The organism is Bradyrhizobium pachyrhizi (assembly GCF_001189245.1).
Taxonomy (GTDB): domain Bacteria; phylum Pseudomonadota; class Alphaproteobacteria; order Rhizobiales; family Xanthobacteraceae; genus Bradyrhizobium; species Bradyrhizobium pachyrhizi.
On record NZ_LFIQ01000087.1, the window covers coordinates 14,928 to 32,269 of the forward strand.

Consider the following 17,342-nt stretch of genomic DNA (forward strand, 5'->3'; position numbering starts at 1 on the left):
GCTGGGTGGTCGATCTCGTCACCGCGATGCGGTCGGTGAAGGCGGAAATGAACATCCCGCCGTCGACACTGACGCCGCTGGTGATCGCGGGCGCCTCCGACGAGACGCGGGACCGCGCGCGGCGCTGGAACGACACCATCAAGCGGCTCGCGCGATTGTCGGATATTTCGTTCGCCGATCATCCGCCGGAAGGCGCGGTGCAGCTCCTTGTCCGCGGCGAGGCGGTCGCGCTGCCGCTAAAGGGCGTGATCGATCTCGCGGCTGAACGCACGCGGCTGGAGAAGGAGCTCGGCAAGGCCGACGCCGACATCAAGCGAGTCGATGCCAAGCTCGCCAACGAGAAGTTCGTGGCCAACGCGCCGGAAGAGCTCGTCGAGGAAGAGAAGGAAAAGCGCGCGGCAGCAGCGGAGCGCCGCGCCAAGATCCTCGAGGCGATCGAGCGGTTGAAGAAGGCGTCATAGCGAACGACGCCGTGGCGATCAAAACCGCTTGCTGAGGAATTTCGATCCCTTCAGCCCGTAGCGCCAGGGCAGGTCGACGGCCTTGGTGATGCCGATCCGCACCCCGGTGATGATTTCGGGTGCTTCGGTCCGCGCATGGAGCGCGATCGGGGCGCGGTCGAGTGGCAATTCGCTGTGCGCGATGGTGATGCCGAGCGCCTCGCAGAGCTTGCCGGGCCCCGAGCACAGCGCCCGCTCGTCCTCCAGCCCGCGCCGCCGGCGCATCGCCGCGAGCCCATGGGTCGGCTCGATCGCGCGGATCAGCACGGCGCTGGCCGAGCCCGCTTCCTCGCAGACGAAGTTGACGCACCAATGGATGCCGTAGGAGCGGTAGACGTAGGAGAAGCCCGGCGGGCCGAACATCACCTGGTTGCGCGGGGTCGGCCCGCGGTAGGAATGCGCTGCCGGATCGGTGTGATGATAGGCCTCGACCTCGGTGATGATGCCGCCGGCGCCGCCGACCAGGAAGGTCGCGCCGATCAGGTCGGGGGCGACCTCGTGGACGCTGCGATCGAAGAAGGAGCGTTTCAGCGCCTTGCCGAGGCGCGGCGCGGTCGCGCGGATAGATCGGGGTTTTTGAGCCATTTTGAGGTGGGAATCGGCATGGAACGGACCGCAAGACTGCCAATATATGGGCTGGTCTGCTAGGGTCGCGGGACGGGTTGCGAGCCGCGTCAACACCGATTAGCTAAGCCCTTGGTTCGGAGCATGATCGGTTCGGAAAACCGGACTCCACTTTTCCGGATCATGCTCCCGCGACTTGCAGGCATCCATGGTCACCATCGTCGACACCATCTCCACCACTCAGCTCCGCCCGCGGCACCCCGAGAAGGTCAACCGACCGGATGCCGTGTCGCCGCCGAAGCCGGACTGGATCCGCGTTCGTGCGCCGAACACCCGCGGCTATGCGGATACGCGCCGGATCGTGAAGGAGAACGGCCTCGTCACGGTGTGCGAGGAGGCGGGCTGCCCCAATATCGGTGAGTGCTGGGACAAGAAGCACGCCACCTTCATGATCATGGGCGACACCTGCACGCGCGCCTGCGCGTTCTGCAACGTCAAGACCGGCATGCCCGGCGCGCTCGAGGCGAGCGAGCCGGAATATGTCGCGGAGGCCACCGCCAAGCTCGGGCTTAGCCACGTCGTGGTCACCTCGGTCGATCGCGACGATCTCGCCGACGGCGGCGCCGAGCATTTTGCCGAGACCATCCGCGCCATCCGCGCGCGCTGCCCGACCACCACGATCGAGATCCTGACACCGGACTTTCTGCGCAAGGACGGCGCGCTGGAGCGCGTGGTCGCGGCCAAGCCCGACGTCTTCAACCACAATCTGGAAACCGTGCCGTCGCGCTATCTGACGGTCCGTCCCGGCGCCCGCTATTTCCATTCGATCCGGCTGCTGCAGCGGGTCAAGGAGATCGATCCGACCATCTTCACCAAGTCGGGCATCATGGTCGGCCTCGGCGAGGAGCGGCACGAGGTGCTGCAGGTGATGGACGATCTGCGCTCGGCCGAAGTCGATTTCCTGACCATCGGCCAGTATTTGCAGCCGACCCGCAAGCATCACGCCGTCATGCGCTACGTGACGCCGGACGAGTTCGCAGGCTACGAGCGGGTAGCCTATACCAAGGGCTTTTTGATGGTGTCGGCGAGCCCGTTGACGCGCTCGTCGCACCACGCCGGCGAGGATTTCGCCAAACTGCAGGCGGCGCGCGCGGCCCGCGGCCGCTAGATTTTGCAAACGGCGGTAGGCCGGCGCCGTCACGCGCCGTTGCTTGATCGGGCCTTGATCGAACCTCGACCGAACCTTGGACTGGACCAATGCAGCGCGTTCTGGTGATGGGATCGTCGGGATCCGGCAAGTCGACCTTTGCGCGGCGGCTGTCCGCCATGACAGGGATTCGGACCGTGTCGATCGATGCGCTGTTCTGGAAGCCGGGCTGGGTCGAGTCGGGCAGGGACGAATTCGAGCGCCGCATGACCGAAGCAGCCCGCGAGCCGCACTGGATCATGGATGGGAACTACATGAGGCATGGTGCAGGGGAATTGCGCCGGGAGCTCTCCGATACGATCATCTGGTTCGACCTGCCGCGGTCGACATGCATGCTCGGTATCTTCAGGCGGATAGCCGGGAGCTATGGCCAGGCCCGCCCGGAGATGGCGGAAGGCTGCCCCGAGAAGATCGATCTCGAATTCTTCCGCTACGTCTGGACCTATCGCCGGCAGCAGCGGCCGAAGCTGATCGAGTATTTTGCCGGCTTGCGGCCCGATCAATCGCTGGTCTGCTTCACCGATCGGGCGCAGGCGGATGATTATCTGAAGCGCCTCGCACTCGGGCAAAACCGTGCGAGTATCCACTGATGCCACGATTCTCAAGCAAGCGGCGGGTCCGGCACACCGCACCTCAAATGTTCGATCTGGTCGCCGACGTCGAGCGCTATCCCGAATTCGTGCCGCTATGCCAGTCGCTCAAGATCCGCCAGCGCACGCCCAAGGACGACGGCACCGAGGTGGTGGTGGCGGACATGACGGTGTCCTTCAAGCTGGTGCGGGAAACCTTCACCAGCAAGGTGACGCTCGATCGGCCTAATCTGAAGATCCTGGTCGAATATCTGCGCGGCCCGTTCAGCAATCTGGAGAATCGCTGGAGTTTTGAGCCGAAGTCGGAAACCGAATGCGATGTCGGCTTCTTCCTGAATTACGAATTCAAGAGCCGGGTGCTGGCGATGCTGATGGGCTCGATGTTCGACGCGGCTTTCGGGCGGTTTGCCCACGCGTTCGAGAAGCGCGCGGATCAGGTCTACGGCAAGCCGCAGCTGTCGACGTAGCGAAGCCGTCTCGTTTGCCTCCCTGGAACGCAAATGCCCGGCACGAGGCCGGGCACGACGGATGATGCGTGGGACGCGTTCGCCGATTTACGGGCAGGATCGCCGCACGCCGCCGGATGCGATGTAGGTGCCCGAAGCGGGGTCGTAGGTACGGAAACGCTGGGAGCAATAGGCGTCGTTGTTGGCCTTGGCCTGGCTCGCCGCAATCGCGCCGCCGATGATCGCGCCGGCCGCCAGCCCGCCGATGATCGCCGCGCCGTTACTGCCACGATCGCGATAGTAACCACCGCGGTAGCCGTATCCGCCGCGATAGCCGTAACGCGGACCACCGTGCCAGTGCCGATACTGCACATGCTCGACGGAGGTAGGCTGGTCCTGCAATCGCGCGGGAGCGAGTGGTGCGGCGGACGAAGGCGCAACAGTCGACAGCGTCATGGCGCCAGCGCTGATGGCGGCCACGACCAAAGTTCCCAACTTCATCATTTTCTCCTTGTTGTGGGATTTTGCTGTTGGACGAACAATCGAAACAGCAGAGTTGGAACAACATAAAGCGGCGAAGCCGCGTCAAAGTTCCATTTCAGGTAAGCGTCACCGGGCCGCAGTTGACACAAGCCCGTGTCAGGCGGGCCGTGGCGCGACTCGACTTTTGGTTGGGCCTATCCGCGCGGCGGCCGGCGGCGTTTCGCAGCGTGGCTTCGCGGCGACCGAGCCACCCTTGGCCGCAACCGGCTGGCGGCCTCGCGACGCGGCTTGGCGGCCTGCGGCGGGCGCGCAAGCTCCATCAGCATGCGCAAGGCTTCGACCACCGAGCGCTGCCGCACCGTGCTGCGGCCGATCGCGCCAAATCGCTGCTCGCGATGAATGATGCGGCCGTCGCGCGCGGCGACGGCGAAATGCACTAGGCCGACCGGCTTGCCCGGTGTCGCACCTCCAGGGCCCGCGATGCCGGTGATCGAGACCGCAAGGTCGACGCCGGCCTTTTCCAGCGCGCCGATCGCCATCGCGGTCGCGGTTTCCTTGCTCACCGCGCCGAACGTTTCCAGCGTGGCCGCCCTGACGCCGAGCATGACCCGCTTGGCCTCGTTCGAGTAGGTCACGAAGCCGCGGTCGATCACGTCGGAAGAGCCGGGAATGTCGGTGAGCGCACCCGCGACCAAGCCGCCGGTGCACGATTCGGCGGTCGCGATGGTCAGCTTGCGCATCCGGCACAGGTCGAGCAGCGAGCGGGAGAGGGCACGAGCGTCGCTGCCGCCCATGTCAGGCACTCCAGCCTTTATCGTCCCACGGGAGACGGACCGTGGCGCTCGCGGTTGCCGCGATGCCTTCCTCGCGGCCGGTGAAGCCGAGCCGCTCGCTGGTGGTGGCCTTGACCGCCACGCGCGAGATGTGGACGCCGGAGATCTCCGCGATCTTCGCCCGCATGGTGTCGCGCAACGGCCCGATCTTCGGTCGCTCGCAGATCAGCGTCACTTCGAGATTGGCGATCCGTCCGCCACGCGCGGTGACGCGCTCGACCGCATATTTCAGGAACTGGTCGGAGGAGGCGCCCTTCCACTTGGCGTCGCTCGGCGGGAAATGCGAGCCGATATCGCCGTCGGCCAGCGCACCGAGGATCGCGTCGACCAGCGCATGCAGCCCGACATCGCCGTCGGAATGGGCCAGGAATCCCTTCGTGTGCGGCACGCGCACGCCGCAGATCATGACATGGTCACCGTCGCCAAAGGCGTGCACGTCGTAGCCGGTGCCGGTTCTGATGTCGCCGAGCTGGCTTGCGAGCCGCGCTTCCTCGCGCACGAAGTCCTCGGGTGTGGTGAGTTTCATGTTGGCAGCATCACCTTCAAACGTCGCAACCGTCAATCCCGCCCACTCGGCAAGCGCCGCATCGTCGGTGAAATCGGAGCGGCCATCGCGCGCTGCGCGACGATGCGCCTCCAATATTACGTCGAAACGAAAAGCCTGTGGCGTCTGCGCGATCCGCAGGCGCGCGCGCTCCGGCGTCGCCTCGACGTCGCCGGCATCGCCGGTGAGCTTGATGGTGTCGGTGACGGGAATCACGGGGATCGCAGCGCCGGTCCGGCCGGCCGCGGCGATCGCGCGAGAGATCACGGCTGCGGTGACGAAGGGGCGCGCGGCATCGTGGATCAGCACGATGTCCGGCTTCTCACTTGCAAGCGCCTCGAGCCCGGCATGGACCGAGGCCTGCCGGGTCGCGCCGCCCGGCGTCGGCGGCCGATGGCGGAGGCCTGCGACCGCTTCATCGAACAGCGCGGTGTCGTCAGGATTGACCACAGGCTGCACTGCAAACACGTCCGGATGTCCGGAGAACGCCTCCATGGCGCGGTAGATAACCGTCTGTCCGCCGATCGTCCGGTATTGCTTCGGCCCGCCTGCGCCGGCGCGCAGTCCACGGCCGGCTGCGACTAGGATGGCTGCGGTACGCTCAGGCTTCGGCATTTTGAACCAGTGACAGACGAATCGGGGATGAGGGGGACGGCGAGGATCGCCGCGCACAGCCCTTAGCATGACCGCTGCGCAAAAACAGAGCGTTTGCCGATGACTGTGGGAAAAGCAGATTTTGTTGCAGTGCACTTGCACTGATGATAGGAATGTCTAAACCGTAGGCATGAGCCTTGACTGCACAAGAATTGTGCGCAGAATAGACGACGTCAGCTGCAATGGCGTGGCTGACAGAACGACGAGACGGCTGTGACCGGCGTGCAAAGTACTCCTCGTAACCCATTGAAGATCGGCGATATTGCTGTCGCCAACCGGGTTCTCCTCGCGCCCATGTCCGGCATTACCGATGCGCCCTTTCGGCGACTCGCTGCCACTTTGGGCGCCGGCCTGGTGGTCTCCGAGATGACCGCCAGCAACGATCTGGTGATCGGCAAGCCGATGTCGAAGCTGCGTTGCGAGGCAGCCGGGGTCGGGCCGCATGTGGTCCAGCTGGCGGGCTGCGAGACCCACTGGATGGCGGAGGGCGCACGGATCGCCGAAGGCGCCGGCGCCGACGTCATCGACATCAACATGGGCTGTCCGGCCCGCCACGTGACCGGGGGCCAGTCCGGCTCGGCCCTGATGCGCGATCTCGACCACGCGATCACGCTGATCGAGGCGACGCTGTCGGCGGTCAGGGTGCCGGTTACGCTGAAGATGCGGCTCGGCTGGGATGACCGCTCGCTCAATGCGCCGGAACTGGCGCGCCGCGCCGAGGCCGCCGGCGTGCAGATGATCACCGTGCATGGCCGGACCCGCTGCCAGTTCTACAAGGGCGAGGCGAACTGGAACGCCGTGCGCGCCGTCAAGGACGCCGTCACCGTCCCGGTCGTGGTCAACGGCGACATCACCTCGTTCGACAAGGCTGTCAGTGCGCTCGAGATGTCGGGTGCCGACGCCGTCATGATCGGCCGCGGCGCGCAGGGGCAGCCCTGGCTGCCGGGACAGATCGGCCGCCGCCTCGAGACCGGGATGGCCGAGGCCGCGCCGTCGCTCGCCGAGCAGCTCAAGCACATTCGCGCGCTCTATGACGAAGTTTGCAGCCACTATGGCCTGCGCATCGGGCTCAAGCATGCACGCAAGCATCTCGGCTGGGCGCTGGAGGCTGCTGCGGCCTATAGCTGCGCGCCGGCCGCGACATTGAAGACCTGGCGGCAGGCGATCCTGACCGCGGAAGAGCCGTCCAGCGTGCATCGCTCGCTCGCCGACGCCTACGACGATTTTGCCTGGAGTGCTGCCGCATGACGTCAGCCATGGAATTCCGCCGGCCGGTGCCGACTGACGGGGAGGCCATCCTCAATGCGCTGCCCAACCCGGTGCTGCTGGTCGCGCCCGACGGGCGGATCGTCGACGCCAATATCGCAGCCGAATCCTTCTTCGAGATATCGACCCAGTTCCTGCGCCGGCAGTCGCTGAAGGAGCTGGTGCCGTTCGGCAGCCCGCTGCTGGCGCTGATCGAGCAGGTGCGGACGAGCGGCTCGCCGGTCAACGAATACAAGATCGATCTCGGCACGCCGCGGATCGGCGGCGATCGCCAGGTCGATCTGCACGTCGCGCCGCTGACTGAGCGGCCTGGGCATATCGTGGTGATGCTGCAGGAGCGCACCATCGCCGACAAGATGGATCGCCAGCTCACCCATCGCAGCGCGGCGCGCTCGGTGATCGCGCTGGCGGCGATGCTCGCCCACGAGATCAAGAACCCGCTATCGGGCATTCGCGGCGCGGCACAGCTTTTGGAGCAGCAGGCGTCCTCCGAGGACCGACTGTTGACGCGGTTGATCTGCGACGAGGCGGACCGCATCGTGACGCTGGTCGACCGCATGGAAGTGTTCGGCGACGACCGCCCGGTGGCGCGCGGCCCGGTCAACATCCATTCCGTGCTCGATCACGTGAAGCGCCTGGCGCAGTCCGGCTTTGCCCGCAATGTCCGCTTCATCGAGGACTACGATCCGTCGTTGCCGCCGGTGCTGGCCAACCAGGACCAGCTGATCCAGGTGTTCCTCAACCTCGTGAAGAACGCGGCCGAAGCGGTCGCCGATCTCGGTACCGATGCGGAGATTCAGCTCACCACGGCGTTCCGGCCGGGCGTGCGGCTGTCGGTGCCCGGCAAGAAATCGCGGGTCTCGCTGCCGCTGGAATTCTGCGTCAAGGACAACGGCTCTGGCGTGCCGGAAGACCTGCTGCCGAACCTGTTCGATCCCTTCGTCACCACCAAGCAGACCGGCAGCGGGCTCGGCCTCGCGCTGGTCGCCAAGATCATCGGCGATCACGGCGGCATCATTGAATGCGAGTCGCAGCCGCGCAAGACCACCTTCCGCGTGCTGATGCCGATGTACAGCGCCGCCAAGCAACTCGACCAAAGCAACCGCGATGACGTTCCGGGTACGTCCTCGCCTGCCTCTCAGGATGCACGATGAGGAACACCAATGCCTGCAGGTAGCATACTTGTCGCTGACGACGACACCGCCATCCGGACCGTCCTGAACCAGGCGCTGTCGCGCGCCGGCTATGAGGTTCGCCTCACCGGCAACGCCGCCACGCTGTGGCGCTGGGTCAGCCAGGGCGAGGGCGATCTCGTCATCACCGACGTCGTGATGCCCGACGAGAACGCGTTCGATCTCTTGCCGCGGATCAAGAAGATGCGGCCGAATCTGCCGGTCATCGTGATGAGCGCGCAGAACACCTTCATGACTGCGATCCGCGCCTCCGAGCGCGGCGCCTACGAATATCTGCCGAAGCCGTTCGACCTGAAGGAGCTGATCACCATCGTCGGCCGCGCGCTGGCCGAGCCGAAGGAGCGGGTTTCCAGTCCCGCCGACGACGGCGAGTTCGACTCGATCCCGCTGGTCGGCCGCTCGCCGGCGATGCAGGAAATCTACCGCGTGCTGGCGCGGCTGATGCAGACCGACCTCACCGTGATGATCTCGGGCGAATCAGGCACCGGCAAGGAGCTGGTCGCGCGCGCGCTGCACGACTACGGGCGGCGCCGCAACGGCCCGTTCGTCGCGGTCAACATGGCGGCGATCCCGCGCGACCTGATCGAATCGGAGCTGTTCGGCCATGAGCGCGGCGCCTTCACCGGCGCCAACACCCGCGCCTCCGGCCGCTTCGAGCAGGCCGAGGGCGGCACGCTGTTCCTCGACGAGATCGGCGACATGCCGATGGAGGCGCAGACCCGGCTGCTCCGCGTGCTGCAGCAGGGCGAATACACCACCGTCGGCGGCCGCACCCCGATCAAGACCGACGTGCGCATCGTCGCCGCCTCCAACAAGGACCTGCGCATCCTGATCCAGCAGGGACTGTTCCGCGAGGATCTGTTCTTCCGCCTCAACGTGGTGCCGCTGCGGCTGCCGCCGCTGCGCGAGCGCATCGAGGATCTGCCCGATCTGATCAGGCACTTCTTCTCGCTCGCCGAGAAGGACGGCCTGCCGCCGAAGAAGCTCGACGCCCAGGCGCTGGAGCGGCTCAAGCAGCACCGCTGGCCGGGCAACGTCCGCGAACTGGAAAACCTCGCCCGGCGGCTCGCCGCCCTCTATCCGCAGGACGTCATCACCGCTTCGGTCATCGACGGCGAGCTGGCGCCGCCCGCGGTCACCTCGGGCAGCACGGCGACCGTCGGCGTCGACAATCTCGGCGGCGCGGTCGAGGCCTATCTGTCCTCGCACTTCTCCGGCTTCCCGAACGGTGTGCCGCCGCCGGGCCTCTACCACCGCATCCTCAAGGAGATCGAGATCCCGCTGTTGACCGCCGCGCTGGCGGCGACCCGCGGCAACCAGATCCGGGCCGCCGACCTGCTCGGATTGAACCGCAATACGCTGCGCAAGAAGATCCGCGACCTCGATATCCAAGTCTACCGGAGCGGCGGGTAGAGGTTGACGGGGCCGGCACGGGCCCCACCACCGTTATTGAGTAGTCACAAATGGTTTTGAGGACACGGCGCCGCACCAGCGTTTGCGCCGCGGAAATGTCGCAATTCGGCAACATTGTGATATGATTGCATCAGTTCGCAATTCCCGCGGGCGATCGCTCTCAGCTCAATTGCCGGTATGACCAGCGCAGAGACCACCGCTTCAACATTACACGCCCCACCGGCCGAGCCCAATGCAGAGGCGCGGGGCTTCCCGCTGCGGCGCTGGCTGGCGCCGTTTGCCGTGGCCATCGCGCTGCTGTCCGCCTTCCTAACCTTCGTGGTGCTGACCGGGCTGACCCCGATCGAGCCCACGTCCGAGGTGGTCCGCTCCTTCCTGATGATCAATGCCGGCACCATCCTGCTGCTGGTCGGCATCATCGTCCGGGAAGTCTGGCAGATGGTGCAGGCGAGGCGGCGCGGCCGGGCCGCGGCGCGGCTGCATGTCCAGATCGTCGGCCTGTTCTCGGTGATCGCGGTGCTGCCCGCCGTGCTGGTGTCGATCGTGGCCAACGTCACCATCGAGCGCGGCCTCGACCGGCTGTTCTCGGGTCCCACCAAGCAGGTGATCCAGAATTCGCTGACCATCGCCAGCGCCTACATGCAGGAGCACGCCCAGCTCATCAACGGCGACACGCTGGCGATGGCCAATGACCTCGCCCATGCGCGGCCGCTCTACGACCAGGATCGCATGACGTTCCTGCAGCTGATGACGGCCGGCGCCGAATCGCGCAATCTTCCGGTCGCGGTGCTGATGGACAAGGACGGCAAGATCGTCGCCAGCGCCGAGACCGGCGTTCGCCTGAACTACGAGGCGCCGCCGCCCGACATCCTGAAGGACATCAACGAGACCGAGCCGAAGATCTCGGTCTTTCCGGAAAACTACGTCGCCTCCGTGGTCCGCCTGCGGGCCTATGACGACATGTTCCTGTATGTGGCGCGGCTGCTCGATCCGGCGGTCGTTGCCCAGCTCAAGCAGACGCAGACCAGCGCGGCGGAATATGCCCAGCTCGAGACCCGCAGGCTCGGCATCCAGGTCGCGTTCGCGCTGATGTTCGCGGTGATCGCGCTGACCATCCTGATGGCCTCGGTGCTGATCGGGCTGAACTTCGCCAACGGGCTGGTGTCGCCGATCCGCCAGCTGATGGGCGCGGCGAGCGAGGTTTCGACCGGCAATCTCAATGTCCAGGTGCCCGTCAACAAGTCGGAAAGCGACCTCGCGCTGCTCGGCGAAATCTTCAACAAGATGACCCAGGAGCTGCGCACCCAGCGCAACGAGCTGGTCGATGCCAGCGAAACCATCGACAGCCGCCGCCGCTTCATCGAGGCGGTGTTGTCGTCGGCCTCTGCCGGCATCATCGGGGTCGACGCCTCAGGCACCATCGGCGTCCTCAACCGCTCGGCGGAGAAGCTGATCGGGCACGCCGAGTCGGAGACGCTCGGCCATCCGCTCTCGGACGTGCTGCCCGAGCTCGACGAGATGATGAAGACCGCCCGCGAGGGAACGCAGCGCCTGGTGCAGGGACAGGTCACGATCCTGCGCGACGGCCATGAGCGCAACCTGTCCGTCCGCGTCTCGGCCGAGCAGACCAGCCAGTCGCGCGACAGCTACATCATCACACTCGACGACATCACCGAGCTGGTGTCGGCGCAGCGCACCTCGGCCTGGGGCGACGTCGCCCGCCGCATCGCCCACGAGATCAAGAACCCGCTGACCCCGATCCAGCTCTCCGCCGAGCGCATCCGCCGCAAGTTCGGCAAGACCATCACCGAGGAGAAGGACAAGTCGATCTTCGAGCAGTGCACCGATACCATCGTGCGCCAGGTCGACGACATCAGGCGGATGGTCGACGAGTTCTCGCGCTTTGCGCGGATGCCGAAGCCGGTGATGGAAGGCGAGGACGTCGCCGACGTGGTTCGCCAGGCGGTGTTCCTGATGAAGGTCGCGCATCCCGATCTCGACATCGAGGCCGACATCAAGCAGTCGCCGCTGCCTGCCCAGTTCGACCGCCGGCTGATCTCGCAGGCGCTGACCAACATCATCAAGAACGCCACCGAGGCGATCGAGCAGGTCCCGCGCGAGGAGCTCGGCAAGGGCCGCATCGACGTCGTGGCGCAGCGCGAGAACGACGACATCCTGATCGACGTGGTCGACAACGGCATCGGCCTGCCCAAGGTCGCCCGCGCGCGCCTGCTCGAGCCCTATGTCACGACCCGGGCAAAGGGCACCGGCCTCGGCCTGGCGATCGTCGGCCGCGTTCTGGAGGACCATGGCGGCCGCATCGAGCTCAAGGATGCCTCCGATTTCCGCGATGGCCAGCGCGGCGCCTGGATGCGGCTACGCTTTGCCGTCACGGGCCAGGCGGCCAAGCCGGAGAACAAGCCCGAAAGCAAGGACCAAAAACCGGACGTCAAACCGGACAAGACCGCACCGGACAGTGAAAAAAATCCGCCGGAGGAGCCGACCAACGGCCCGGCACAAGCGACCAACAATGAACCAAAAATCCAAGAAACGACCCAAGAACCTATCCGAGATCCCGCTGATCAAGGGCCAAATAATCAAGAGCCAAATGCGCAAAAGCCAAAATTCAAAGCCGCGACGAGCGACTGACAAGGCAGGTGTAACCCATGGCAAGTGACATTCTGATTGTCGACGACGAAGCTGACATTCGCGACCTCGTTGCGGGTATTCTGGACGATGAGGGCTTTTCCACCCGCACCGCGCGCGACAGCGACTCGGCGCTCGCCGAGATCGCCAACCGCCGGCCCAACCTGGTCTTCCTCGACATCTGGCTGCAGGGCTCCAAGCTCGACGGCCTGCAGCTGCTCGAGCAGATCAAGAAGGACAATGCCGATCTGCCCGTCGTGATGATCTCGGGCCACGGCAATATCGAGACCGCGGTCGCCGCGATCAAGCGCGGCGCCTACGACTTCATCGAGAAGCCGTTCAAGTCGGACCGTCTGATCCTGGTCGCGACCCGGGCGCTGGAGACCTCGCGGCTCAAGCGCGAGGTGAAGGAGCTCAAGCAGCTGGCTCCGGCGGCGAGCGTCCTGACCGGCCGCTCGGCTTGCATGAATCAGCTCCGCCAGACCATCGACCGCGCCGCCAAGGCCAACAGCCGCATCCTGATCGTCGGTCCCTCCGGCGCTGGCAAGGAGCTTGCCGCGCGCACGCTGCACCATGCCTCCGGGCGCGCCGAGGGGCCGTTCGTGGTGATCAATGCGGCCGCGATCACGCCGGAGCGTATGGAGATCGAGCTGTTCGGCATCGAGGGATCGAACGGCGAGCAGCAGCGTAAGGCCGGCGCGCTCGAGGAGGCGCATGGCGGCACGCTGTTCATCGACGAGATCGCGGACATGCCCCGCGAGACCCAGAACAAGATTCTGCGCGTGCTGGTCGATCAGACCTTCCAGCGTCAGGGCGGCACCGGCAAGGTTCATGTCGACGTCCGCATCATCTCCTCGACCGCGCGCAATCTCGAGGAGGAGATCGCCGCAGGCCGCTTCCGCGAGGACCTCTATCATCGCCTCTCAGTGGTGCCGATCCGCGTACCGCCGCTGTCGGAGCGACGCGAGGACATCCCCGAGCTGATCGACTATTTCATGGACCAGATCTCGGCCGCCACCGGCCTGCCGAAGCGGCAAATCGGGCAGGACGCGATGGCGGTCCTGCAGTCGCATGTCTGGCCGGGCAACGTCCGCCAGCTCCGCAACAATGTCGAGCGCGTGATGATCCTGGCCGGCGGCGGTCCGGAGGCGATCATCACCGCCGATATGCTGCCGCAGGACGTCGGCTCGATGGTGCCGGCGATGCCGACCTCCAACAATGGCGAGCACATCATGGGCCTGCCGTTGCGCGAGGCGCGCGAGGTGTTCGAGCGCGACTATCTGATCGCCCAGATCAGCCGCTTCTCCGGCAATATCTCGCGCACCGCGGAGTTCGTCGGCATGGAGCGCTCGGCGCTGCATCGAAAGCTGAAGGCGCTCGGGGTCGGCTGACCCCGGCGCGGCAGGTCGGCAGGTCCGCCGGCGGCTCGGAGCGGAGCCCGGCGGTTACCAGCCGGGGAGCCGACAGGCGGCTCTCGGGGGCGGTTTGGTCGTTCAGCGGGGCGAGGGCGGGGCCGGTACAACCGGGGATTTATCCACTCTCCACGAGAATATTCGTCTCTTTCCCCGCACTTTCTTAGAATTGCCACCGTGTTCCTACCGACTGCACCGCGAACTGGCTTGCCTAAAAACCGCGCGTAGCCTCTAATCCTACCGCTATGCCTGCCGGAGGGGGATCTCGTGGCAGGTGGGCGGCCGGAGGAGGCTCCGTCAGAGAGCAGCAACCGGTTCAATAAAAAGAAGCACAAGCTTGCGGGACAAAAACAATGGCGGCAGACCGCGCACAAAATCTACAAGACACCTTCCTTAATCACGTTCGTAAAACCAAGACGCCACTGACGATATTTCTGGTCAACGGAGTAAAGCTGCAGGGCATTGTCACGTGGTTCGACAATTTCTGCTTGCTGCTGCGGCGCGATGGTCACTCGCAGCTGGTCTACAAGCACGCGATCTCGACCATCATGCCCGGAGCTCCGATTCAGTTGTTCGAAGGTGGTGAGGACGCACCGGCTTGAGAGTGAACTGATTGGAACCCTTCAATCGTGAAGGGGGCGCCGACCGTGCGCGGTCGGCGGGGGACGGCAGCACCGGGCGGGTGATCGTCATCGGCCCGTACCTGCGCACGCGCCGTGGCGACGGCGATGCGCAAACGGCTTCCTCTGTCCGCGACTATGAAGCGCGGATCGAGGAAGCCGCCGGCCTCGCCGGTGCGATCGACCTCAGTGTGGTGGACTCGGTCATCGCGCCGATCAGTCAGATCCGGCCCGCGACCTACCTCGGCAAGGGTAAGGTCGAGGAAATCAACGGGCTCGTCGCCAGCAACCAGGTCGAACTCGTGGTGATGGATTGCGCGCTGTCGCCGATCCAGCAGCGCAATCTCGAGAAGGCCTGGAGCACCAAGGTACTCGACCGCACCGGCCTGATCCTGGAAATCTTCGGCCGCCGCGCCAAGACCAAGGAAGGCGCGCTGCAGGTCGAACTCGCCCATCTCAACTACCAGCGCAGCCGCCTGGTGCGGTCCTGGACCCATCTCGAGCGCCAGCGTGGCGGCTTCGGCTTCATGGGCGGCCCCGGCGAAACCCAGATCGAGGCCGACCGCCGCCTGATCAGCGAGCGCATCACCAAGCTCGAAGGCGAGTTGAAGAAGGTGCAGGCGACGCGTCGGCTGCATCGCGCCGGCCGCCAGCGCGTGCCGTATCGCGTGGTGGCGCTGGTCGGCTACACCAATGCCGGCAAATCGACGCTGTTCAACCGCCTGACCCGCGCCGACGTGCAGGCAGCGGACATGCTGTTTGCGACGCTCGACCCGACCCTGCGCGCGCTCAACCTGCCGCATGGCGGCAAGGCGATGCTTTCCGACACGGTCGGCTTCATCTCCAATTTGCCGACCCAGCTCGTGGCCGCGTTCCGCGCCACGCTGGAAGAGGTGCTGGAAGCCGACATCATCCTGCATGTTCGCGACATCTCCCATGAGGATGCGGAGGCGCAGGAGCGCGACGTTGAGGCAGTGTTGCGCCGGCTCGGCATCGATCCCGACGCCGACGGCGGTCAGCGTATCATCGAGGTCTGGAACAAGATCGACCGCTTCGATCCCGAGGAGCGGGACAATTTGGGCAATATCGCCGCGCGCCGTCCGCTGGAGCGGCCATGCTTCCTGGTTTCGGCCGCAACAGGCGAGGGGATCGATGCGCTGCTCGCCGCGATCGAGGATCGCCTCGCGGCCAAGCGCTCGACGCTCAATCTCTCGATCGATGCCTCCGATGGCGCCGGCATCAGCTGGCTGCACCGCAATGCCGAGGTCCTGAACAAGGAGCTGCATGGCGAGCACTTCGACATGACGGTGCGCGTCGACGAGACCAAGCGCGACATCGTCATGAGCCGGTTCGCCGCCGTCCCCTACGAGGCGTAAGCCCTCGAATACGGTCCCTGCAATCTTTCGAAATATGACGATGCCGTGACGTTGCAGGGTGCCGATGCGCCTGCGACGTGGCGTCGCACTTTCTGTTTGAAATCCGCGCCGCCTTGGTTCATTGCGCTGCAGAACGCAAAGCCGAGGCGGATCGATGCAAGACACCAGCGAAATCATCACGAAAGAGACGCTCGCCGGCCAGAGCGGTGATCTTGCCCACGAGCGGGCGCCCGAAATCGTCGAGGCGCTCAATGCCCGGGAGCCTGCGGATGCCGCGAAGCTGCTGCGATCGCTGCCTGCCGAGAAGGCGATCGAGGTGCTTGACCTGCCCGGGCTCGACAACACCTGCGAGATCCTCGCCGAGCTGCCGAAGGATACCGCGGTCTCGCTGCTGTCGGGCGTCTCCGACGACCGTGCCGCCGATATCTTCAAGGAGCTGGTCGAGCCGCTGCGCACCACGCTGCTGAACGGCCTCAATCCGGAGACCCGCAACGTCATCTCGGGGCTGTTGGCCTATCCCGAGCGCAGCGCCGGCAGCATCATGACGACCGAGTTCGTCAGCGTGCCCTCGAGCTGGACCATCGCCGAGGTCTTGCATCACATCCGGATGGTCGAGCGCACCCGCGAGACCGTCTACTCGATCTTCGTGATCGACCCGGTCAAGAAGACCCTGATCCAGGCCGTGCCGCTGCGCCGCCTGATCTCGGGCGATCCGCACGCCAATGTGCTGACCGCGGCGCCGGCGCGGAAGCCGCTGATGATCTCGCCGGAGGCCGACCGCATGGAGGCGGCGCGGCTGATCTCGCGCTACGACCTGCTCGCCGTCGCGGTCGTCGACGGCCCCGGCCATATCCTCGGCATCGTCACGGTCGACGACGTCATCGACGCCATCGTCGAGGAATCGACCGAGGACGCCCAGAAGTTCGGCGGCATGGAAGCGATCGACGAGCCCTATTTGCGGATCGGTTTCGGCGAGATGATCAAGAAGCGCGCCGGCTGGCTGTGCGCGCTGTTCCTGTCGGAAATGCTGACCGCGACCGCAATGCAGTCGTACCAGAGCGAGCTCGAGAGGGCGATCGTCCTGACGCTGTTCATCCCGCTGATCATGAGCTCGGGCGGCAATTCCGGCTCGCAGGCAACCTCGCTGTTGATCCGCTCGCTGGCGCTGCACGAGGTGCGGCTGCGCGACTGGTGGCGTGTCGCCGTGCGCGAGGTGCCGACTGGTATCGTGCTCGGCGCCATTCTCGGCCTGATCGGCGTCGTCAGAATTACGCTGTGGCAGACGCTCGGCCTGTTCGACTACGGCCCGCATTGGGTGCTCGTCGCTGCGACCGTCGGTGTCGCGCTGATCGGCATCGTCACCTTCGGATCGCTGTGCGGCTCGATGCTGCCATTCATCCTCAAACGCATCGGCTTCGACCCGGCCAGCGCCTCCGCGCCGTTCGTCGCGACACTGGTCGACGTCACCGGCCTCGTGATCTATTTCGGCGTTGCCGCGGTGATCCTGCGCGGGACGCTGTTGTGAGCCAGTTGTGGGAAGAGGCAGTCCTGTCCCGCACACTCATTGTCGTCCCTGCGAAAGCAGGGACCCATAA

The 17,342-nt window shown here is 65.6% G+C and carries 15 protein-coding genes and 1 pseudogene; 12 read left to right on the forward strand and 4 right to left on the reverse strand.

Annotation, left to right across the window (positions count from 1 at the left end; translation table 11 throughout):
• Window positions 1-461, forward strand: a pseudogene (locus AKL29_RS45150) (valine--tRNA ligase); the annotation flags it as partial.
• An 18-nt stretch (window positions 462-479) separates the two neighbouring features.
• Here AKL29_RS45150 and AKL29_RS20075 read toward each other — a convergent pair.
• The gene (locus tag AKL29_RS20075; protein WP_050385336.1) at window positions 480-1,085 is read right to left on the reverse strand and encodes a DNA-3-methyladenine glycosylase; all 606 of its coding nucleotides are present in this window, start codon (window positions 1,083-1,085) and stop codon (window positions 480-482) included.
• A 187-nt stretch (window positions 1,086-1,272) separates the two neighbouring features.
• Here AKL29_RS20075 and lipA point away from each other — a divergent pair, with 187 nt between their 5' ends.
• The 3 genes from lipA to AKL29_RS20090 all read left to right on the forward strand — a co-directional run bounded on the left by lipA (window position 1,273) and on the right by AKL29_RS20090 (window position 3,328).
• Window positions 1,273-2,232 (forward strand): lipoyl synthase, encoded by a 960-nt coding sequence (gene lipA / locus AKL29_RS20080; RefSeq protein ID WP_050385337.1) that lies wholly within the window; start codon window positions 1,273-1,275, stop codon window positions 2,230-2,232.
• Window positions 2,233-2,321: 89 nt separating this feature from the next.
• Entirely contained in the window at window positions 2,322-2,861 is a 540-nt protein-coding gene (locus tag AKL29_RS20085; protein ID WP_050385338.1) for a P-loop NTPase family protein, read from the forward strand.
• Window positions 2,861-3,328, forward strand: coding sequence for a type II toxin-antitoxin system RatA family toxin (locus AKL29_RS20090; protein WP_050385339.1), 468 nt, complete (start codon window positions 2,861-2,863; stop codon window positions 3,326-3,328). The genes AKL29_RS20085 and AKL29_RS20090 overlap by 1 nt, the downstream gene beginning before the upstream one ends.
• An 87-nt stretch (window positions 3,329-3,415) precedes the next feature.
• Here the strand turns inward: AKL29_RS20090 and AKL29_RS20095 are convergent, their stop codons facing one another.
• The 3 genes from AKL29_RS20095 to AKL29_RS20105 form a co-directional block, all read right to left on the reverse strand.
• Complete coding sequence (locus tag AKL29_RS20095; protein WP_028331951.1) at window positions 3,416-3,811, reverse strand: BA14K family protein; 396 nt, start codon at window positions 3,809-3,811, stop codon at window positions 3,416-3,418.
• Window positions 3,812-3,984: 173 nt separating this feature from the next.
• The gene (locus AKL29_RS20100) at window positions 3,985-4,584 is read right to left on the reverse strand and encodes a CinA family protein (RefSeq protein WP_028331952.1); all 600 of its coding nucleotides are present in this window, start codon (window positions 4,582-4,584) and stop codon (window positions 3,985-3,987) included.
• Window position 4,585: 1 nt separating this feature from the next.
• Window positions 4,586-5,782: a bifunctional 2-C-methyl-D-erythritol 4-phosphate cytidylyltransferase/2-C-methyl-D-erythritol 2,4-cyclodiphosphate synthase gene (locus AKL29_RS20105; protein WP_050385340.1), complete on the reverse strand. Its 1,197-nt coding sequence runs from the start codon at window positions 5,780-5,782 to the stop codon at window positions 4,586-4,588.
• Between the two features lie 333 nt (window positions 5,783-6,115).
• On the opposite strand from AKL29_RS20105, the gene dusB reads away from it, so the two are divergent.
• The 8 genes from dusB to mgtE all read left to right on the forward strand — a co-directional run bounded on the left by dusB (window position 6,116) and on the right by mgtE (window position 17,272).
• Entirely contained in the window at window positions 6,116-7,069 is a 954-nt protein-coding gene (gene dusB / locus AKL29_RS20110) for a tRNA dihydrouridine synthase DusB (protein ID WP_050385341.1), read from the forward strand.
• Entirely contained in the window at window positions 7,066-8,241 is a 1,176-nt protein-coding gene (locus AKL29_RS20115) for a two-component system sensor histidine kinase NtrB (RefSeq protein ID WP_050385342.1), read from the forward strand. The genes dusB and AKL29_RS20115 overlap by 4 nt, the downstream gene beginning before the upstream one ends.
• Window positions 8,242-8,250: 9 nt before the next feature.
• On the forward strand, window positions 8,251-9,693 hold the full coding sequence (gene ntrC, locus AKL29_RS20120; RefSeq protein ID WP_021079341.1) for a nitrogen regulation protein NR(I): 1,443 nt from the start codon (window positions 8,251-8,253) through the stop codon (window positions 9,691-9,693).
• A 177-nt stretch (window positions 9,694-9,870) separates the two neighbouring features.
• Entirely contained in the window at window positions 9,871-12,342 is a 2,472-nt protein-coding gene (locus AKL29_RS20125) for a sensor histidine kinase NtrY-like (RefSeq protein ID WP_050385343.1), read from the forward strand.
• 17 nt (window positions 12,343-12,359) lie between these two features.
• Window positions 12,360-13,730 (forward strand): nitrogen assimilation response regulator NtrX, encoded by a 1,371-nt coding sequence (ntrX, locus tag AKL29_RS20130; protein ID WP_028331957.1) that lies wholly within the window; start codon window positions 12,360-12,362, stop codon window positions 13,728-13,730.
• A 374-nt stretch (window positions 13,731-14,104) separates the two neighbouring features.
• Window positions 14,105-14,353, forward strand: a complete 249-nt coding sequence (gene hfq, locus AKL29_RS20135; protein ID WP_006020546.1) for an RNA chaperone Hfq — start codon at window positions 14,105-14,107, stop codon at window positions 14,351-14,353.
• Between the two features lie 11 nt (window positions 14,354-14,364).
• Window positions 14,365-15,747, forward strand: coding sequence for a GTPase HflX (hflX, locus tag AKL29_RS20140; RefSeq protein WP_050385344.1), 1,383 nt, complete (start codon window positions 14,365-14,367; stop codon window positions 15,745-15,747).
• 154 nt (window positions 15,748-15,901) lie between these two features.
• Complete coding sequence (mgtE, locus tag AKL29_RS20145) at window positions 15,902-17,272, forward strand: magnesium transporter (protein WP_050385345.1); 1,371 nt, start codon at window positions 15,902-15,904, stop codon at window positions 17,270-17,272.
• Window positions 17,273-17,342: the final 70 nt, after the last annotated feature.